This window comes from Pseudomonas putida, assembly GCF_001976065.1.
Taxonomy (GTDB): domain Bacteria; phylum Pseudomonadota; class Gammaproteobacteria; order Pseudomonadales; family Pseudomonadaceae; genus Aquipseudomonas; species Aquipseudomonas serbica.
The window spans coordinates 886,949-905,475 of the sequence record NZ_MNAH01000002.1 but is presented as its reverse complement, the minus strand read 5'-3'; the positions used below and the strand labels follow the sequence as shown (position 1 = coordinate 905,475).

The 18,527-nt window shown below is 62.8% G+C and carries 17 protein-coding genes; 8 read left to right on the top strand and 9 right to left on the bottom strand.

Annotated elements, in window-relative coordinates; all coding sequences use genetic code 11:
• Nucleotides 1–155: 155 nt before the first annotated feature.
• From araD1 to BKX96_RS10480, 8 genes are all read left to right on the top strand, one after another.
• Entirely contained in the window at nt 156–1,148 is a 993-nt protein-coding gene (gene araD1 / locus BKX96_RS10510; protein WP_077183787.1) for an AraD1 family protein, read from the top strand.
• A 10-nt stretch (nt 1,149–1,158) separates the two neighbouring features.
• Entirely contained in the window at nt 1,159–2,739 is a 1,581-nt protein-coding gene (locus BKX96_RS10505) for an aldehyde dehydrogenase (NADP(+)) (RefSeq protein WP_077183786.1), read from the top strand.
• Between the two features lie 122 nt (nt 2,740–2,861).
• Nucleotides 2,862–3,200, top strand: coding sequence for a DUF5629 family protein (locus BKX96_RS10500; protein ID WP_077183785.1), 339 nt, complete (start codon nt 2,862–2,864; stop codon nt 3,198–3,200).
• On the top strand, nt 3,193–4,362 hold the full coding sequence (locus tag BKX96_RS10495) for a lactonase family protein (protein ID WP_077183783.1): 1,170 nt from the start codon (nt 3,193–3,195) through the stop codon (nt 4,360–4,362). The genes BKX96_RS10500 and BKX96_RS10495 overlap by 8 nt, the downstream gene beginning before the upstream one ends.
• Nucleotides 4,363–4,518: 156 nt before the next feature.
• Nucleotides 4,519–4,698: a hypothetical protein gene (locus BKX96_RS10490; RefSeq protein ID WP_007941320.1), complete on the top strand. Its 180-nt coding sequence runs from the start codon at nt 4,519–4,521 to the stop codon at nt 4,696–4,698.
• Between the two features lie 200 nt (nt 4,699–4,898).
• Nucleotides 4,899–5,024 (top strand): hypothetical protein, encoded by a 126-nt coding sequence (locus BKX96_RS33185; protein ID WP_256721465.1) that lies wholly within the window; start codon nt 4,899–4,901, stop codon nt 5,022–5,024.
• Between the two features lie 115 nt (nt 5,025–5,139).
• A complete protein-coding gene (locus BKX96_RS10485) occupies nt 5,140–5,352 on the top strand; it encodes a hypothetical protein (RefSeq protein ID WP_046818075.1) in 213 nt (70 codons plus the stop codon).
• A complete protein-coding gene (locus BKX96_RS10480) occupies nt 5,349–5,606 on the top strand; it encodes a hypothetical protein (RefSeq protein ID WP_077183782.1) in 258 nt (85 codons plus the stop codon). The genes BKX96_RS10485 and BKX96_RS10480 overlap by 4 nt, the downstream gene beginning before the upstream one ends.
• Nucleotides 5,607–5,642: 36 nt before the next feature.
• Here BKX96_RS10480 and BKX96_RS10475 read toward each other — a convergent pair whose 3' ends face one another.
• From BKX96_RS10475 to BKX96_RS10435, 9 genes are all read right to left on the bottom strand, one after another.
• On the bottom strand, nt 5,643–6,239 hold the full coding sequence (locus tag BKX96_RS10475) for a glutathione S-transferase (RefSeq protein ID WP_046818077.1): 597 nt from the start codon (nt 6,237–6,239) through the stop codon (nt 5,643–5,645).
• Nucleotides 6,236–9,877, bottom strand: a complete 3,642-nt coding sequence (locus BKX96_RS10470) for an AAA family ATPase (RefSeq protein ID WP_077183781.1) — start codon at nt 9,875–9,877, stop codon at nt 6,236–6,238. Before BKX96_RS10470 ends, BKX96_RS10475 begins: the two co-directional genes overlap by 4 nt.
• Complete coding sequence (locus BKX96_RS10465) at nt 9,874–11,118, bottom strand: exonuclease SbcCD subunit D C-terminal domain-containing protein (RefSeq protein ID WP_077183893.1); 1,245 nt, start codon at nt 11,116–11,118, stop codon at nt 9,874–9,876. The genes BKX96_RS10470 and BKX96_RS10465 overlap by 4 nt, the downstream gene beginning before the upstream one ends.
• A 472-nt stretch (nt 11,119–11,590) precedes the next feature.
• Nucleotides 11,591–13,243 carry a BatD family protein gene (locus BKX96_RS10460; protein ID WP_046818080.1) on the bottom strand — a complete coding sequence of 551 codons (1,653 nt, stop codon included), beginning with the start codon at nt 13,241–13,243 and terminating at the stop codon, nt 11,591–11,593.
• Nucleotides 13,240–14,973, bottom strand: a complete 1,734-nt coding sequence (locus tag BKX96_RS10455; RefSeq protein ID WP_077183780.1) for a tetratricopeptide repeat protein — start codon at nt 14,971–14,973, stop codon at nt 13,240–13,242. The genes BKX96_RS10460 and BKX96_RS10455 overlap by 4 nt, the downstream gene beginning before the upstream one ends.
• The gene (locus BKX96_RS10450) at nt 14,970–16,049 is read right to left on the bottom strand and encodes a vWA domain-containing protein (protein WP_077183779.1); all 1,080 of its coding nucleotides are present in this window, start codon (nt 16,047–16,049) and stop codon (nt 14,970–14,972) included. Before BKX96_RS10450 ends, BKX96_RS10455 begins: the two co-directional genes overlap by 4 nt.
• Nucleotides 16,042–16,536, bottom strand: a complete 495-nt coding sequence (locus tag BKX96_RS10445) for a DUF4381 domain-containing protein (RefSeq protein WP_046818083.1) — start codon at nt 16,534–16,536, stop codon at nt 16,042–16,044. The genes BKX96_RS10450 and BKX96_RS10445 overlap by 8 nt, the downstream gene beginning before the upstream one ends.
• Nucleotides 16,533–17,477 carry a DUF58 domain-containing protein gene (locus BKX96_RS10440; protein WP_046818084.1) on the bottom strand — a complete coding sequence of 315 codons (945 nt, stop codon included), beginning with the start codon at nt 17,475–17,477 and terminating at the stop codon, nt 16,533–16,535. Before BKX96_RS10440 ends, BKX96_RS10445 begins: the two co-directional genes overlap by 4 nt.
• 5 nt (nt 17,478–17,482) lie before the next feature.
• Nucleotides 17,483–18,442, bottom strand: a complete 960-nt coding sequence (locus BKX96_RS10435) for an AAA family ATPase (RefSeq protein ID WP_020800601.1) — start codon at nt 18,440–18,442, stop codon at nt 17,483–17,485.
• Between the last annotated feature and the right edge of the window lie 85 nt (nt 18,443–18,527).

The following is an 18,527-nucleotide window of genomic DNA, read 5'->3' as shown; positions in this document are numbered from 1 at the left end:
CCAGACATCTGGCAATCACCATCACCCCTGTGGGAGCGGGCTTGCTCGCGAATGCGCAGTGTCAGTCACCTGTGACGTTGGATGTGACGACCTCTTCGCGAGCAAGCCCGCTCCCACAGTTGGATCTGTAGCGTTTTCGATAATGGAGAAAATTCATGCGTTTGGTTCAGTTCGAATTGAGTAACGGCGAACGCCGCGTAGGCGTGGTCGAGGAAGGATTGGTCCGTGAAGTCCAAGACGCCCGCACGGTGCGCGACCTGGCGCTGGCGGCCATCGAGGCGGGGGTCAATCTTGAGCAGCAGGTGCGCAGCCTCGGGCTGGGCATCAGCCATGACTACGCCGAGCTGCTGGCGCAGCTGCGCATCCTGCCACCGCTGGATCACCCGGACCCGGCGCACATGCTGGTCAGTGGCACCGGCCTGACCCACCTGGGCAGCGCGTCGGCCCGGGACAAGATGCACCAGCAGGCCGGTGATGAAGCTTTGATGACCGACACCATGCGCATCTTCAAGTGGGGCGTGGAGGGCGGCAAACCCGCGACGGGCCAGGCGGGTGTGCAGCCGGAATGGTTCTACAAGGGCGACGGCAGCATCGTCGTACGCCCTGGCCAGCCGTTCCCGCTGCCACCCTTTGCCGAAGACGCCGGAGAAGAGCCCGAACTCAGCGGCCTGTACGTCATAGGTCACGACGGCAAGCCGTACCGCCTCGGTTTTGCCGTCGGCAACGAGTTTTCCGATCACGTCATGGAGCGCAAGAACTACCTGTACCTGGCCCACTCGAAGCTGCGCAGTTGCAGCTATGGACCAGAGCTGCGGGTCGGCGAACTGCCGCAACACCTGGTTGGTACCAGCCGCATCCTGCGCGACGGCCAGGTGCTGTGGCAGGACGAGTTTCTCAGCGGCGAGGCGAACATGTGCCACAGCCTGGCGAACCTTGAGTACCACCACTTCAAGTACAGCCAGTTCCTGCGTCCGGGTGATGTTCACATTCACTTCTTCGGCACCGCGACCCTGTCCTTTGCCGATGGCATTCGCACGCAACCTGGCGATGTGTTCGAGATCAGCCAGGGTGAATTCGGCGCGCCATTGATCAATGGCATCGCTCCTGTCGATGCGGCTTTCGCACCCGGCACCGTCGGCACTCTTTAAGGAGGTACCTATGACCCCAATTCTTGGCCACAACTACATCGGCGGCCAGCGCAGCGCGTTGGGCAGCGTGACTTTGCACAGCGTCGACGCCGAAACCGGTGAGGCATTGCCCTACGCCTTCATTCAGGCGACGCCCGACGAAGTCGATGCCGCCGCCAGGGCCGCCGCCGCGGCGTATCCGGCTTACCGCCGCTTGAGTGCCGAGCGTCGTGCACAATTTCTCGATGCGATCGCCGATGAACTGGATGCGCTGGGGGATGAGTTCGTATCCCTGGTGTGCCGCGAAACCGCGCTGCCTGCCGCACGGATCATCGGCGAGCGTGGCCGCACCAGCGGGCAGATGCGCCTGTTCGCCAAGGTGCTGCGGCGTGGCGATTTCTATGGCGCGCGCATCGACCGGGCCTTGCCTGAGCGTCAGCCATTGCCGCGTCCCGACCTGCGCCAATACCGTATCGGGCTGGGGCCGGTGGCAGTATTCGGGGCGAGTAATTTTCCGCTGGCATTTTCCACGGCCGGGGGCGACACCGCGTCGGCTCTGGCCGCCGGCTGCCCGGTGGTGTTCAAGGCCCATGGCGGCCACATGGCCACGGCCGAGCAGGTAGCCGATGCGATGATTCGCGCGGCGGAAAAAACCGCCATGCCGGCCGGCGTGTTCAATATGATCTATGGCGGCGGGGTGGGCGAAGCACTGGTCAAGCATCCGGCCATCCAGGCAGTGGGCTTTACCGGTTCGCTAAAAGGCGGTCGAGCCTTGTGCGACATGGCTGCGGCTCGCCCGCAACCGATCCCGGTATTCGCCGAGATGTCGAGCATCAACCCAGTGATCGTGCTGCCCCAGGCGCTGCTGGCGCGCACGGAAACCATCGCCCGTGGCCTGTCGGCTTCGGTGGTCCAGGGTTGCGGTCAGTTCTGCACCAACCCCGGCCTGGTGATCGGCATCCGCTCGCCGCAGTTCACGGCCTTCCTCCAGTTACTGGCCGACATGATGGCCGATGAACCGGCGCAGACCATGCTCAACGCCGGGACGCTGGGCAGCTATGCGAATGGCTTGCAAGCGCTCCTCGATCATCCTCGTATCGAGCACCTGGCGGGCCATCCGCAACAAGGGCGGCAGGCGCAGCCGCAACTGTTCAAAGCTGATGTCAGCCTGCTGATCGAGGGTGATGAAGTCCTGCAAGCGGAAGTGTTCGGCCCGACCACCGTGGTGGTCGAAGTGGCGGACCAGGCACAACTGAGCGCCGCGCTGAACGGTTTGCACGGCCAATTGACCGCGACCATCCTCGGCGAGCAAGCGGACTTCGAGCAGTTCAGCGAGCTGACCGGGTTGCTGGAGCAGAAGGTCGGGCGAATCCTGCTCAATGGTTACCCAACCGGCGTGGAGGTCTGCGATTCGATGGTCCATGGCGGGCCGTATCCGGCGACGTCGGATGCCCGCGGCACGTCGGTGGGCACCCTGGCCATCGACCGCTTCCTGCGCCCCGTATGTTTCCAGAACTGTCCGGATAGCCTGCTGCCGGATGCGCTGAAAAACAGCAATCCACTGCGCATTCAGCGATTGGTGGATGGCCAACCGTCTCGTGAAGCGATCTAACAGCCAAATACGATTCCTTGTGGGAGCGGGCTTGCTCGCGAAGGAGGCCGACCAATCAATAGGGATGTCCCTGACCCATCGCTTTCGCGAGCAAGCCCGCTCCCACATTGGTATGAGGCGCAATGAGCTATCATTGCGTTTTTCCCATTCAAAGATTGACTGCCATGACTGCCGTTACAGACACCTTGCTAAATGACCTCGAACACTGCGGGATGGTGGAAATCGATGGGCTGCATGCCTTCGAATTCGCCCTCGATGAAGACGATAACCTGCATATTGAATGCATGGATGGTCGAAATGCCCTGCACTGGGAGTTCACCCCTGCGCAAATTCAGGCGGCAACGTTCGATGCGACCCTGCAAAGCTGGCTGATCAACGACAACGATGGCGAACACCGCCTGGTCTGCCTCGGCGATGTCATCAGCGGCGACAACGACGACGATGACCAACAGGATGCGTAACCTCTGGCCGCTGTTGATCGCTGGCAGCATCGGTGCAATGGGCGTCCAGGTGGCCGCCGCCGACGACTATCAATTGCTCGTGGGTTCCTACACGGCCGGCCAGAGCCAGGGCATTTATCGCCTGGCCTTCGACAGTGCCACCGGACAGATCGACCCCAAGCCACTGCAGGTGGTCAAGAGCGAAAACCCGTCCTGGCTGACCCTGTCCAAGGACCAGCAGCGCCTGTTCGTGGTCAATGAAAACGGCCCGGGCCAGGCCGATCCGGTCGGGCGCGTGAGCAGTTTCGCCATCGATCCCAAGACTCATGCCCTTAGCCTGATCAACCAGGTGCAAACCCTGGGCAACGAGCCGACGCATTCGAGCCTGAGCAGTGATGCGAGCCATTTGTTCGTCAGCAACTACTCGGTGGCTGAAGACCCGGGCGGCACTCTCGCGGTGATACCGGTAGCGGCCGATGGCACGCTTAAATCGGTGGTGCAGTTGAGCAGCCATACGGCCAGCCGGGTCAACCCCGAGCGTCAGATGTCGGCGCATGTGCATTCGACGGTCTCGTCGCCGGACGGAAAATACTTGTTTTCCAACGACTTGGGGGCAGACAAGGTGTTCGCCTACCGCTTCGACCCCAAGGCCAATCCTGACTTGCCGTTGACCCCGGCCACTCCTGCATTCGTCCAGCTGCCACCCGGTAGCGGGCCGCGCCATTTGCTGTTCAGTGCCGATGGCAAACATGCCTGGCTGACCATGGAAATGAGCGCGCAAGTGGCGGTGTTCGATTACCGTGACGGCAAGCTCGAGCAAACCCAGAGGGTCGATCTGGCTGCCGGCCAACCGGTTTCGGACAAGGCCGCCGCGGCATTGCATGCATCGAAGGACGGCAAGTTTCTGTATGTCAGCAACCGTGGCACCGCCAACCAGTTGCTGGTGTTCGCCATCGACCCGGCGACCGGCCATCTCAAGGAACTGCAACGTCGCGCGGTTGAGGGCGATCATCCAAGGGAGTTCAGCCTTGATCCAAGTGGCAAGTTCCTGCTGATCGCCAACCAGAAAAGCAACCAGATTATCGTCGTCGAACGCGATGCCACGACCGGCTTGCTGCGCAAAACCGTGCAAAAGCTGCCGATGGATGCGCCCAGCGACTTGAAATTCCTGGTGCGTCAATAGGCCGCAGGCCTCGTGTGGTGGGGCCTGCATCCTTCTATCAATGCGGGTGATATGTGGAAGTGCTACAAAGCATTTCAAGCTGCTAAGCCTCGAAGGTTAAGTTTGCTTCACGGCCCCACCGGGCACGCAAGCCAACTGACTTCGAGGTACACCCGCATGAACTTCAATCTCTTCTCCGTAATCGCCGCTTCCGCCATTTCCGCCACCGTTGCGCTGCCTGCCAGTGCTAACGTTGAAATCAGCGACAAGAAATCCCACACCCAGAGCTACACCCAGAAATACCTGCAACAGAGTGCCAACTTCTACGCCGCGCTGGATCACAAAGCCCAGCACTGAAATTCCAGTCCTGCCGCCTTTATGCAGGAGCGAAGTCACTTGCCGTTCGAAGCCCAGGCCGCGAAAGGCGTTGAAGTGATGTCGCTCCTGCATAACGCGTTTGCGACAAGCCATCCTGTAATGCTTGATATCAGGAGGCCATGTCTCTAAATTTGACGCTGATTTTTTGACTCCTCCTTCTTCAGAAAAGGATTGCCAAAATGACCCTGCGTCTCGCCGTTGTGCTGTTGTTCCTCTACTCGACCCCAATCCTGTCCGCTGCGGTACCCGTTCCCGGCGAACTCGACGCTGCCCGCGAGCGCATGATGAGTTTTATTGAAGACTGAGATAGTCTGGATCAATGATCAACGAAGTTGATATTTGCTATGCATCAGACTCGTTGGTTACCAGTGCTTTTTTGATTGATTCTGTGGACTCTGAAACATGTCCACGGAGCTCATCATGGCCAGCACCCTCATCACCTCAGCCAAACACGGCGCCTATGTGGCTATCGGTCTTTACCTGGTCATGGTGCTGGTTGTCAGTCTTTCGCCGCAGTCGCAGCAAAGTATCGAACCACCGATTCATGTCGCGCACCCTGGCATCCAGTTCGAACATCGCGCGCAACAGGCGATGGTCGATCCGGCAGAACTGGCGGGAGTGGGCGGAGCATGAACCGTTGCAAACTTTTGGTCATCGCATTCCTGGCCTTCATCACCAACGGATTTTCCTTGCTGGGGATAGGGCAAGGTTCGATAGGCGGGGTAGCCCGGGCCATCGAGGCCAACCACAACATCGCGCGCAACATCGAAACGGCAAAGGCCATGGGCATGCTGGCCGGCAATCCGCCGATCAAATCCGATGAAGGTTTTTTCGGACCGTTTCACGTCGATTGCTCGGCGATAGGCATGTGCGAAGTATTAGCCTGAGAACGGCACCACCCCTGTAGGGGCTGGCGCAGGGGCTTATTTCTTCATGATTGATGTGAACAAATCGGACTCCAGAAACCGCTGCAGCCACGCTTGCAAACGTCGATAGGGCGTTTGCGCGAACCACTCGCGATCGACATGGGCGAATTGCCGTACGAACGGCATCAGCGCCACGTCGGCCAGGCTTGGGTGATCCGTAAGCAAGTAGTCGCGTCCTTCCAGTAACTCATCCAGCTTGCGCAAGAACACCTCGCCTTCGGCGCGATAGAACGCCATCGGTTGTTCGGGATAGCGCTCGGCATACTTGTAGCGGTTCAGATGCACCTTGAAGCGTTGATCGTTCTCCTCGATCAACGCCGCAATGGCCAGTTGGCCTTGCGAATCCTCCTTGAGCCACCAGTCCTGCGGGTCATGGTGCGCCAGGGCCCAGCGCATGATGTCCAGGCTTTCATCGATGACCTGGCCGTCCACGTTCAGCACCGGCACCGTGCCTTTGCTCGACAGTGCGAGCATCTCGGCGGGTTTGGCCTTCAGGCTGACTTCGACAATGTCCACGGCCACTTCGCAGTAGCGCAGCGCCATGCGTGCCCGCATGGCGTAGGGGCAGCGGCGAAACGAGTAGAGCGTGATCATTTCACCTCCAGAGTGCTCAGGCCGTTGCCCTGGCGACGGACCTGGATCTGCACCGGAATCCGTTCATGCATTTCCTGCACATGGGAAATCACCGCGACCTTGCGCCCCTGGGCTTGCAGGCCGTCGAGGGCGTCCATCGCCAGTTGCAGGGATTCCGGGTCGAGGCTGCCGAAACCTTCGTCGATGAACAGCGATTCGATTTTCAGCGTACTCGAGGCCATCGATGCCAGGCCCAACGCCAGGGCCAGCGACACCAGGAAGGTCTCGCCGCCGGACAGCGAATGAACCGAACGCAGTTCATCGCCCATCTCGGTGTCCATCACCAGCAAACCCAGCATGCTGCCGCCGCGTTTCAGACGGTAGCGCCGCACCAGTTGGCGCAATTGCACGTTGGCGTGGTGCACCAGCAGGTCGAGGTTGTAGGCCTGGGCGATCTTGCGGAAGGTGTCTCCGGTGGCCGAACCGATCAACGCGTTCAGGCGTGCCCAGCGCTGGTATTCGGCATAGGCGTCGGCGATCTGTTGCGCGAGGGCCTGATTGGCGTTCTGCCGGCGCTGGTCCTCGGCCTGTTCGGCACGCAGTTGCGCGCAGAGCTGTTCGCTGACGTCGAACTGGGTTTGCAACTCGCTGAGCGCGCTGGCGAGCTGTTCGGCATCCAGGTTGCCGTTGTGCTGTGCCTGATGTTCGAGCAGGCGCTTGTCGCGCTCCTGTAGCAGGACAGTGGCTTGTTCGATGGCTTTTTCGCTGTGCTGCAAGCGTTGACGCAGTTCGCTGACATGGGCGTCGTCGACCCGCAGGAGGTCTTCGAGGCCCGCGTCATCCAGTTCCGGGTGACGGGCGCGCCAGTCAGCGATTTTGTCGCCGAGTTCGCGCTGCTCGCTTTCCAGGATGTGCAAACGCTCTTGCTGCGCCTTGAGTTCAGCAGCGATTCGCACCCGTTGCGTGAGTACGTTTTGCAGTTCCGCGGCCGTGCTGGTTTCGGCGTTGCGCGCCTGTTCCACGTCCTGCTCCAGCTGCTGCTGCCACTGTTCGGCACTGGCGTGGGAGGCGAGCAATTGTCCGAGCGCCTGCTGGCTGGCCTGTTGTTGCGCGGCCAGTGCAGTGAACTGCAGCTCGGCGGTTTGCAGTTGCTGTACGCGGGTCTGCTGGCGATCCTGTTCCTTCTCCAGGTGTTGCTGGCGCTGTTGCTGCTCGGCCAGCTCTTCCTTTTGCTGATCGAGTTGCGCCAGGCGCTCGACGATCTGCCGATCCAGCTGCATGAAGGTCGCGGCAGGCTCGCTGCGCAGCGCTTGTAGGGTTGTGGCGGGCAGCAGGTTGGCGAACGCGCCGAGCTCTTCGTCGAGGCGTTGGCGGTCATTGCCCAGTTCACGCTGCTGATTGTCCAGATGCTGGGCCGCTTGCTGGTGCGCGATTTCAGCGTGGCGCAGTTGCTGGGTCAGGCGCGCGGCGTCCTGTTGCAGGGTGAGCAGGGCGGTTTGCCGTTGTTCGTCCTGGGTGATGCTCTGGTTCAACTGGGCATTTTGCTGGTTGAGCCAGGCGCCACGCTTGGCGTAGTCCTGATTGAGCAGTGGGGTGGCCAGCGGATGCGCTTCAAGGCTTGGCGTCAGGGCTTGCTGCTGGGTGGCCAGTCGTTCCTGCTGTTGCAGCAGTTCTTTTTGCTGGGCGATCAGTCCGCCCACTTCCCCACGCAGTTCGGTGAGCTTTTCCTTGAGCAGATCGACTGCTTTTTGTGCCGTGGCCTGTTCGCTTTCATCAAAGCGACCCAGGCTTTGCAGCAGGGCTTCGGGCTGATGATAGGGATGCTCGTTACTGCCGCAGACCGGGCAGGGCTGGTCGTCCTGCAACTGCGCGCGCAGCTCCTCGACACTGGCGCTGCGGGCCAGGCGCTGGCGCTCCAGCAGCTCGCGGGTGACGGTCAGGGTCTGCTCGGCGACGACGAGCTCAGCCTTGGCCTTTACCCCGTCCTGGGTCAGGCGCTCGCGTTCCTGTTGCGCAGCCACCTGGCGTTGTTGCAACTCGGCGCCGCGCTTGTCCAGGTCCTGCTGGCTGTCCCACAGCCGCGTCAGGTCTTCGATGGCACGCAGTTGCTTGCGGTTGTCCTGCAACAGGCTGGCGAGGATGCCGATCTGTTCGGCGACGGCATCCGGCTCGGCGCCGGCCTCCTTGAACAGCACCTCAAGCTGCTGTTTCTGCGCAGTGAACGCCTGCGCGGTGCGCAGGGCATTCTGTTCGAGGCTGGCCAGTTCGGCCTGTCCCTTGTTCAGTCGATTGCCGATCAGCATCAGCTGTTGCAGGCGATCGCGGTAGGCATTCCAGGCTTCGCTCAACGGCGCCAGGTGAGCGCTATGCTCAAGTTGCGCAGCCATGCGCTGCAGGTGTTCGGCAGCCCGGGCCTGTTGCTCGTGCAAGGTTTGAATCGCGCCTTGGCCCTGAGTGCAGGCCTGCTCGGCGGTCTGCCTGGCTTCGGCGCTGAGTGCCGCATCCTTGGCCAGGCGGGCGAGGGTGCTTTGTTCCTCGAACGCCTGACGCAATAGTGGAGCACAGTCAGTTTGCCGTTGCTGCGCTTCGCTCAACGCGATCCGGCTTGCCCCGAGTTGCTGTTCCAGCAGCGCCTGACGCTCACCGAGTTCGCCATGCTGGCGGGTATGTTGGGCGATTTGCTCGGCCAGGGGCGTGAGTAACGCATCGACCTCGGCCTTGCGGGCGAACTGGTGCCGCTGCGGGGCGAGCTGTTCGAGGCGCGTCAGCTGCAAGCGCTCGCCGGCCAGGCTTTCCCAGGTTTGGCGGGCACTGTGCAGTTGTTCGGCAGCAGCCAATTGCACGTCATGCAAACGGCGCAGCTCCAGGAGCCAGGCATGCTGCAACTCAAGTTGCTTGAGCTGCGCCTGCTGATGTCTAAGCTGCTGTTGCGCGGCGTTGAAGCGCTCATCGAGCTCGGCACGGGCCTCAGGCGCCAGTGGCGTGACGCCGCTGGCCTGGTCCTGCAGCTGTTTGTGGGCCTCACGGGCTTCCTTGGTCTTGTCGAAGGCCCGACGGCCCAAGCGGGTGTAGAGCGCGGTGTCGGTGAGTTTTTCCAGCAGTTCGCTGCGGTCGTTGTCATCGGCCTTGAGGAAGGCACTGAACTCGCTCTGCGCCAACAGCACGGCGCGGGTGAACTGTTCAAAATTCAGGCCCAGTGCGGCCTCGAGTTGGGTCTTGTATTCACCTTTCTGGCTGGCCAGCAGTTGATCCTGATCGAGGTCGCGCAGGCTCTGGCGACTGGCTTGCAGCTTGCCACCGGCCTTTTCCCGGGCGCGATTGGCTTCCCAGCGTGCGCGATAACGACGGCCATCGACACCGACGAAATCCACTTCGGCATAACCTTCGCCGGTGCCGCGGCGCAACAGGGTGCGGGGGTCGCCGGTGCCGATTTCGCCATCGGCGTCCGGCACCTTGGCGTCACGCCCGGTGTTGTTCAGGCGCGGGACTGCGCCGAACAGGGCCAGGCACAAGGCGTCGAGCAGGGTGCTCTTGCCCGCGCCGGTGGGGCCGGTGATGGCGAACAGTCCGGCGCTGGCCAGCGGTTCGGCGGTGAAGTCGATTTCAAACGGCCCGGCCAGGGAGGCGAGGTTTTTCAGGCGGATGGCGAGGATCTTCATGGCTGTCCGTCCTCCATCTGCACGTCCTGCAGCAGCTCGGCAAAGTCCTTGAGGGTCTGCTCGTCGACCTCGCTGCCGTAGTTGTCCTGCCAGGCGCGGCTGAACAGTTCATGGGGCGTGAGCTGGTCCAGTTCGATCAACGCGCCAGACTCGTCGGCGCCTTCGCGGTTGCCGTTGCCCGCATATTCGGCGGCGATGCGCACCAGGCGCACGGCCTTGCCCAGCAGGGCGCTTTCCACTTGATGGCGCAAGTCCGGTTGCGGCTCGTCGAGGCGCACCCGCACTTCCAGCCAGGGCTGGCGCTGGTAGTCGGCCAACAGGTCGATGATCGGCAGGTCGGCCAGTTGCACGAGGATATCGGCCAAGGGCGCAGGGCCGATACGTTGCAGGTTCACTGAGCGGGGGATCAGTTTCGCTTCGACGCGGACCAGGGTTTCGCCGTCGAGCGTGACATCGAGAATCTGATGCTGGTAGCCGATCTCGGAGAATGACAACGGAATGGGCGAGCCGCTATAGCGAATGCGCTCCTCGCCATTGACCTTCTGTGGCTTGTGCAAATGTCCCAGGGCGACGTAGCTGATGGAGGCGCCGAACAGGCTGGCGGGCAGTGCTTCAGCGTTGCCGATGATCAGGCTGCGTTCGGAGTCTTCCGACACCGAACCGCCGGCCATGTGCGCGTGGCTGATGGCGATCAGCGCCTGACCGGGTTGACGCTTGGCATTGGCCGCTGCGATCAGCCATTCGTGAACCTGGCCGATGCCGCGCAGATAGTTATCGCCCAGATGCGCACCGGTGACTTCGGCCGGGCGCAGGAACGGCAGCGCCAGGCACCAGGCGGCAATTTCGCCTCGGGCATCGGGCAGCGGCAGCAACAGGCGCTCGGCATCCAGTTGCCCGTCATCGAGCCACAGCACGCGGCCCAGGGCGTGGGTGCGCAAGCGGCGCATCAAGGGGGCGGGCAGTTCGATCCGCGAACCGGAATCATGGTTGCCGGCAATCATGACGATGGTCAGCAGTGGTTGTTGCTCATGGGCGCTGACGATGAAGTCGTAAAGGCGTTCCTGGGCTTTGACCGGCGGGTTGACCGTGTCGAAGATGTCGCCGGCGATCAGCAGCACATCCGGCTGATCCAGTTTGAGCTGGCGCAGCAGCCACTCGAGAAAACAGCCGTGCTCGAAATCGCGATCCTGGCCGTGCAGGTTCTGCCCGAGGTGCCAGTCGGAGGTGTGGAACAGACGCAAGGCGAACTCCGCTACAAAAAAGGTGATGGCCGCCAAAAGACACATGACAGCGGCTAAAGGGCTGAGAGTTTACTGGCAAAAGACTGTTGTTGCTGAACACCTTTAAGGGCGAGACGTCGACACCCGGGGAAGAACACCGACGACCGTCTGTCCCCACTGTCACATCTGTCAGTAGCCTCTATTCACGAGCCAGGTATCCAATGGGTTGGAGCATGGAGCCTAATAGTTCAACCGACAGGGTGTGCCTTTCAATTTCAAGTGCACACCTTGCCAGAAGGTGGAGAGGGGCCTACCGCACCGACGAACCTGCACAGCATGGGTCAGACCGCACAAAGCGTCACCCTGATGTGGGGGCAGCTACCGGCACGGGGTCGTCTTGAATCGCTGAAAGGCGTTAAAGATCGCAGCCTGCGGCAGCGCCTTGCACGGCGGATAACCTGCAGGAGCTACCGCAGCTTGCGATCTTTAGATCTTATTTCGGATACAGCGGCGGCAACCCACTGTCGCCAACCGGATCCTGAACCCGTTCGGCGATCGGGATCGTCCGGATAGCCCGCCATAAGTCTTCCCCTTGCCAATGCTGGCCGGTTTCGCTGTAGAGCGCGCCGTTCAAACCGTCGAGGGCGTCGGACAGGGGGACGAAGCGGGCGGCCATGTCGGCCAGGGTCTCCGGCTGCTGGCGGGCCCAGGCGTCGAGCGCCTGGCGGGTGGCGTGGGAATCGTTGGCCTGGCAGGCACGCTTGAGGTCATCGAGCACCGTGCGGGGGCTGGGGCCGGTTTGCGCTGCACGCAGGATCGCCGGTTGCCAGCGTGCCCGCCACCACAGGCCGAATCCCAACAGGGTGGTGCAGGCCAGGATCAGGGTGCTGAGTTTCCAGCGCCAGAGGGTTTCGCTGCTCGTATTGCTCTCGAGCGCCGAGGTACTGGCCGGTGTGTCGACCATCAGGCTTGGATTGGCCGCCACCTGCAGGGTCCGGGCGGGCAGGCTGCTGTGCTCCAGATGGTCTTCGAAGGTGTTCCACCAGACCACCTCGACCGAAGGCAACTCAATGGCGCCGCTGCGCGAAGGCACCAGGGCTTCGCGATCCTCGCGACTGCCTACCAGGCCTCGCTCGCTGTTCTGGTTGCCCAGCACCGGTTGATCGGGATAGCGCCGCAGGCCACTCACCTCGGTACCGGGCAGAGGGGGCAGTTGCGAACTGGCCAGGCCCTCGGCCTTGATTGTCAGGCTACGGGTGAGCGAATCACCGACCTGGACGTGCTCCGGCTCCGGATTCCAGCTTTCGCTCAGCGTCAGGTCGCGCGCCGGTAGCCAGGGCAGGTCGGCAGGATAGGTGACGGGCTTGGCTTTGACCGTCAGGAGGATTTCACTGGAGCTGACGCGCATCAATTTGCCGGATTTCGGCGTCTGGGAGCTGGCGTCCTGGACGGGTTGCGCGTCCACCAGCGCGGCATTGAATATTTGCCCTGGAATGATCAATTCACCGCTGTGTTGCGGGTAGATCGCGTAGCGCATTTCGATGACACCGTGGCGTATGCCGTTGATGTCTTTCTCGTAGGTGCGTGACTCGCCCAGCTGTTCGATGCGGGCGTCGGGAATCTGCAAGGGCGGCAGGCTGCTGTCGTCGTACAGCGACACCGAATGGTAGATGCGCAAGGTCAGGATCGCCTGGGCCTGCACATACACACTCGTTTGATCGAGGCTGGCTTCGATGAACACCGGTGCCTGCTTGACAGGGCTGGCCTGGGTGTCGCTTTCGACCACCTGCACGGTGATCGGCTGGCTCTGGACGTCGCCCAGCTTGAGCGGGGGGATTTCCACGGTGCCGTTGTGCAATGGCAGCAGCGTGACGATCCAGCGGGTCGTGGCCTGGTTGTCGCCATTGAGCGTGTTCAACTGGTTGACCTGGCGGGTGCCACGCACTTCGAACAGTGGCTCCAGTGGCGTCAGGTCCGGCTTGCCGAATTGAGTCACATCGTTCGATTCCAGGGTCAGTTCGATCGTCTCGCCGGAGTTCAGGCGAGCCCGGTCGACACTGGCGACCAGCTCGGCTGCCTGGGCCTGGGCGGCACAAAGTAGCAAGGCGGGCAGCGGGGCAAGCAGGAAGGCGGTGAAGCGGGTCATCGAGTTTTTCCCTGATCCTGATGTTGTTGCTGTTCGTACCAGAATTTGCGTCTGAGCAATTCACCCGGATCATCCGGGATCTGCCTTAGCCATTGCTCCAGCGCCTGTTGCTGCTCGGCGTCGAGACTGGCACTGGCCGGGGGCATGGGGGCAATGGTGTGCTGTTCGTCGCCCAGTTCGCTGCCCGGGACCTCGTTGGTGCCGGGACGAGGCGGTGTCGTGGCGGGTGGCTCGGTGGCGCTTTGCGTCTGTTCGCCAGCGGCTTCGGGTTCTGCGGATGTCGACGGCTGCGCAGCGGCACTCGGTGGTGATGGCTGCTCCGAATCGCTGCTCGCCTCCTCGGCGGCTTTCTCCGGCGCGGGCGGGCTGGCCTTCTGCTTGAGCAGGCTTTCCACCAAGGCCTTGTTGGTCAGTGCCGGACGCAGATCCGGTTGCCGTTCGAGGGCCTGCTCATAGGCATCCACTGCTGCCTCCAGTTCGCCGCTCTTGGCCAGGGCGTTGCCACGATTGTAGTGGGCATGGGCGTCGTTGCCCTCGGCGAACCGCTGGGCGGCGCCGCTGTAGTCGCCGGCTTCGTAGAGGGCCACGCCTTGCCACCGGTGATCTTCGAAGTGCCGGGCGGCCTCGGCCGGGCGTTTCTGCTTGAGTAATTGCAGGCCCTGCTGGTCGGGGCGTAGCCACAGGTCCTGGAAGTCGAAGGCATGGCTCGGTTGCGGCAGCATCAACAACAGCGGCAGGCAGAACAACCAGCCGCGACGACCGGCGCAGGCGGCCAGCAACAGCAGCGGCAACAGCAGCCAATAGCCCTGGTCGGCCCAGGTGTCGAGGCGCAGGGTCTGGCCGTCGTTACGCAGGTTGCGCGGACCGTCGAGCAGGCCGAGGGCGCGCAGATCGGCGTCGCTCAGGCGCGCGTGGCGGTAGTGTCCGTCCAGATCGTTGACGAAGGACTTCAGGCCGGGTTCATCCAGCCGGGACACCAGAATTGCCCCCTGTTCGTCCTTGAGGAAACTGCCATCTTCCTGGGTGATGGGGGCGCCTTCGGCGGTGCCGATACCGAGCATCAGAAATTGCGTCGACTTGCCGCTCAAGGCGCGGCTGATGCCCAGGCGCTCCGGCTCACTCAACGAGGAGCCGATCAACAGGATCCGGCCATCGCCCAGTGCGGCCTGTTCCAGCAAGGCCAGGGCCTTGACCACCGCCAGGTCGGCACGCTGGCCGACTTCGGGCATCAACGACGGCTTGAGTGCATCGAGCAGGTTGCGGCTGGTGGACAGGTCGTCCGATAGCGGCACCAGGGTGTGGGCGCTGCCGGCGTAGACGACGATTGCAGTCTGCGCGTCGTTGCGGCTTTGCAGCAGGTCGAAGAGTTTGCGCCGGGCCTGTTCAAGGCGGTTCGGCTGAACGTCGGTGGCGAGCATTTGCGGGGTCAGCTCAAGGATCACCACCAGCGGATCGGCGGGTTTCTGGCTGATCTGTTCGACGCGGGCAAAGCTCGGTCCCACCAAGGCGACCACGGCGATGAACCAGGCCGCGCCCAGGGCCACCCACGGCAATTTGCTTTCGCGCCCACTGCCGCCACTGAGCAATGCGGCGTGAAACGCCGGTGGCAGGATCATCTGCCAGCGCCCGGCGCGCTTCTGCCGATGCCACAGTTGCCAAAGCAACCAGCCTAGCAGCGGCAGCGACAGCAGCCACCACGGGCGGAAAAAATACGGCCAGAAGGCGCTCATCGGCGCCTCCGCAGGCGCAGGCGTTTGAGGCGCTGGCGCCAGTCAGGCAATGGCGATTGCAAGAACAGGTCCTTGTTGAAAATTCGTTGCAGCGGGTTATCCGGCCACAGCTCGCGCACCACCAGCAGCATGCTCAGCCACAACGCCAGCGCCAGCGGCCAGTGATACAACGCCTTGGCCGCACGGGCCTGGGTCGGTTGCTGGGTCACAGGCTCCAGTTGGTCGAGGGTGTCCTTGATCGATTGCAGTTCCTGGCCATCGCGAGCGCGAAAGTACTGGCCGCCGGTGGCGTCGGCGATCGCCTTCAAGGTGGGTTCGTCCAGATCCAGGCTCGGATTGATCCCCAGGAACCCCGGGGTGCCGCTTTGTTCCGGGTCGGCGCCGATGCCGATCGGGTAGATTTTCACCCCTTCCTTGGCTGCCAGGCGCGCGGCGGTAAGCGGATCGATTTCGCCACCGTTGTTGGCGCCATCGGTGACCAGGATCAGCACGCGACTTTGCGCCGGGCGTTGCCGCAGGCGCTTGAGGGCCAGGCCGATGGCGTCACCGATGGCCGTGTTCTTGCCGGCGATGCCGATTCGCGCTTCGTCGAGCCAGACGCGCACGGTATGGCGGTCGAACGTCAGGGGCGCCTGCACGTAGGCCCGGCTGCCGAACAGGATCAGCCCAACTCGGTCGCCGTCGCGACTTTCGAGGAAGTCGCCAAGCAAATGCTGAACCAGGGTGAGGCGGCTGACGTCATCGTCCTGCCACTGCATATCGGGAAAGTCCATCGAGCCGGACACGTCCACCGCCACCAGCAGATCGCGGCCACTGGCGGCAATCGGCAGCGGCTCACCGAGCCATTGCGGGCGCGCGGCGGCGCTCAACAACAGCAACCAGAGCAGCAGGAACGGCGCCTGTTGGCGCCAGGCCGGCAAGTTGGCCCGGGCGCGGCGCTTGGCCAGGCCTTCGAGGTCTGCGAGGAAACTGACCTTGAGTGCCGGTTCGCCACTGTCGGCCACCGGCAACAGCATACGCATCAGCCAGGGCAGCGGCAGCAGGGCGAAGATCCACGGCCAGGCGAACTCAAACATGTTTGCGAATCCATGTATCGACCGCCTGGGTCAGGCCGGCGATGGCCTTGTCGTCGAGCTTGCATTCGGGCTTGTAGGCGCCTTCGACCAGCACCATCCAGCGGGTCAGGCCGGCGGCGGGGCAACGGTTGTCGAGAAAGGCCAGCCATTTGCGGCCATTGAGGGTATGGCTCTGGCTGTAGGGGTAATGGTTGCGGCACAGTCGCTTGAGCAGGCCATTGAGCTGCTGCAGCCAGGCACCGGCGGGCGCGCCATCGTAAGGCTTGGGCAGGCGCGCCAGTTCCGCCAGCGCGGCCACACGCACCGGGTCCAGCGGTTGTTCGACAGGGGCGACCGGTTGTTTGCGGGCAAACAGGTGCCGCAGCTTCCATAGGCCAAAGCCGATGGCCGGCAGCAACAACAGCAGCAACCACCAACCCGGCGCCGGCGGCCAGAAATCCACCGGGGGCGGGGTAATCAGGGGTTGCAGTTGCTCGAGACCGCTCATCGACCTTTCCCCGGTTTCTGTGGGTTGAGGTACTCGCGCAGCTGCTCGACCATTTCACTTTGCGTGCTCAGCGGCATCAGCAACACCCGCAATTTTTGCGCCAGCAACTCCCAGCGGGCGATGCGCGTTTCGGCCTGGGCGCGGTACGCCTGGCGCAGGTCGAAATTGAGGGTGTCGAGTTCCAGTTGCGCGCCACGTTCGGCGAAGCGCAACAGGCCAGCGGCGGGCAGGGCGTGATCCAAAGGGTCGGACAGCGGCAGCAACAACAGGTCGCAATGGCGCGACAACAGGCTCAGCTGTTGTTCGGCGCTTTCGGACAAGGCGCGCTCGTCGCAGATCACGATCGCCAGGCTGCCGGGCCGCAATACCTCCCGCGCGCGACGCAAGGCAATGCCGAACGCATCGCGATCAGGCTCGCTTTCGGTGTGCAGCGACTGGTTGACCCGCACCAGGCGGTTGAGCAATTGCAGCAGGCTTTGTTTGCTGCGCCTCGGCTTGATTTCGTAATGCTCGTTGTCGCCGAACACCAGGCCGCCGACCCGGTCGTTATGCCCCAGCGCGGCCCAGCCGATCAGGCTCGCGGCCTGGGCGGCGAGCACCGACTTGAACATCAGGCCCGAGCCGAAAAACAGACGACGGCTCTGCTCGACCATGATGAAAATTGGCCGCTCACGTTCTTCGTGAAACAGCTTGGTGTGGGGTTCCTGGGTACGCGCGGTCACGCGCCAGTCGATGGTGCGCACATCGTCGCCGGCCTGGTAGACCCGCACCTGGTCGAAATCCACCCCACGGCCGCGCAGCTTGGAATGGTGCAGGCCGATCAGCGGGCTGCGCTGGCTCGGCGTGGAAAACAGCTGCACTTCGCGCACGCGGTGACGCATCTCGATCAGCTCGGCGAGCGTGACGCGGATGCCCGGTTGGGGCGGCAGGAGGGCGTTCATCGGGCTCAAGCGACAGCAACGACGTCGAGAATGCGCTGGACCACCCGGTCCTGGTCGATCCCGGCAGCCTCGGCTTCAAAGGACAGGATTATGCGGTGGCGCAAGACGTCGAACAGTACCGCCTGGATGTCCTCGGGGCTGACAAAGTCGCGCCCGGCCAGCCAGGCGTGGGCCCGGGCGCAGCGATCGAGGGCGATCGAGCCACGGGGACTGGCGCCGTAGGCAATCCACTCGGCCATTTCCGGGTCGAACTTGCCCGGGGTGCGGGTGGCCATGACCAGTTGCACCAGGTATTCCTCCACGGCATCGGCCATGTACAGGCCGAGGATTTCCTTGCGCGCGGCGAAGATCGCCTGCTGGCTGACCCGGCGTTCAGGCTTGGTTTCGCCATTGAGGGCTTCACCGCGGGCTTGCTGCAGGATCCGCCGTTCGACGGCGGCATCGGGGAAGCCAATTTTCACGTGCATCAGGAAGCGGTCGAGCTGGGCTTCCGGCAGCGGGTAGGTGCCTTCCTGCTCGATGGGGTTCTGCGTGGCCATTACCAGGAACAGCGGCGACAGTTCATAGGTACTGCGCCCGACACTGACCTGGCGCTCGGCCATGGCTTCGAGCAATGCCGATTGAACCTTGGCCGGGGCGCGGTTGATTTCGTCCGCCAGCACCAGGTTATGGAAGATCGGGCCTTGCTGGAACACGAAGCTGCCGGTTTCCGGGCGATAGATCTCGGTACCGGTGATATCGGCAGGCAACAGGTCGGGGGTGAACTGGATGCGATGGAACTGTGCTTCGATGCCTTCTGCCAATTCCTTGATGGCCTTGGTCTTGGCCAGGCCAGGAGCGCCCTCGACCAGCATGTGGCCGTCGGCAAGCAGGGCGATGAGCAAGCGCTCGATGAGTTTTTCCTGGCCGAGAATCTGCGTTGAAAGAAAGGTTCGCAGCGCTAGCAGCGCTTCACGATGTTCCATCGATGACTGTTCCTGCAAAAGGGTGGCCGAGGACGTTCGGAAATACGCCAGGGCTGGGGGCGTTACTTTAATCCATCGCGGGGGG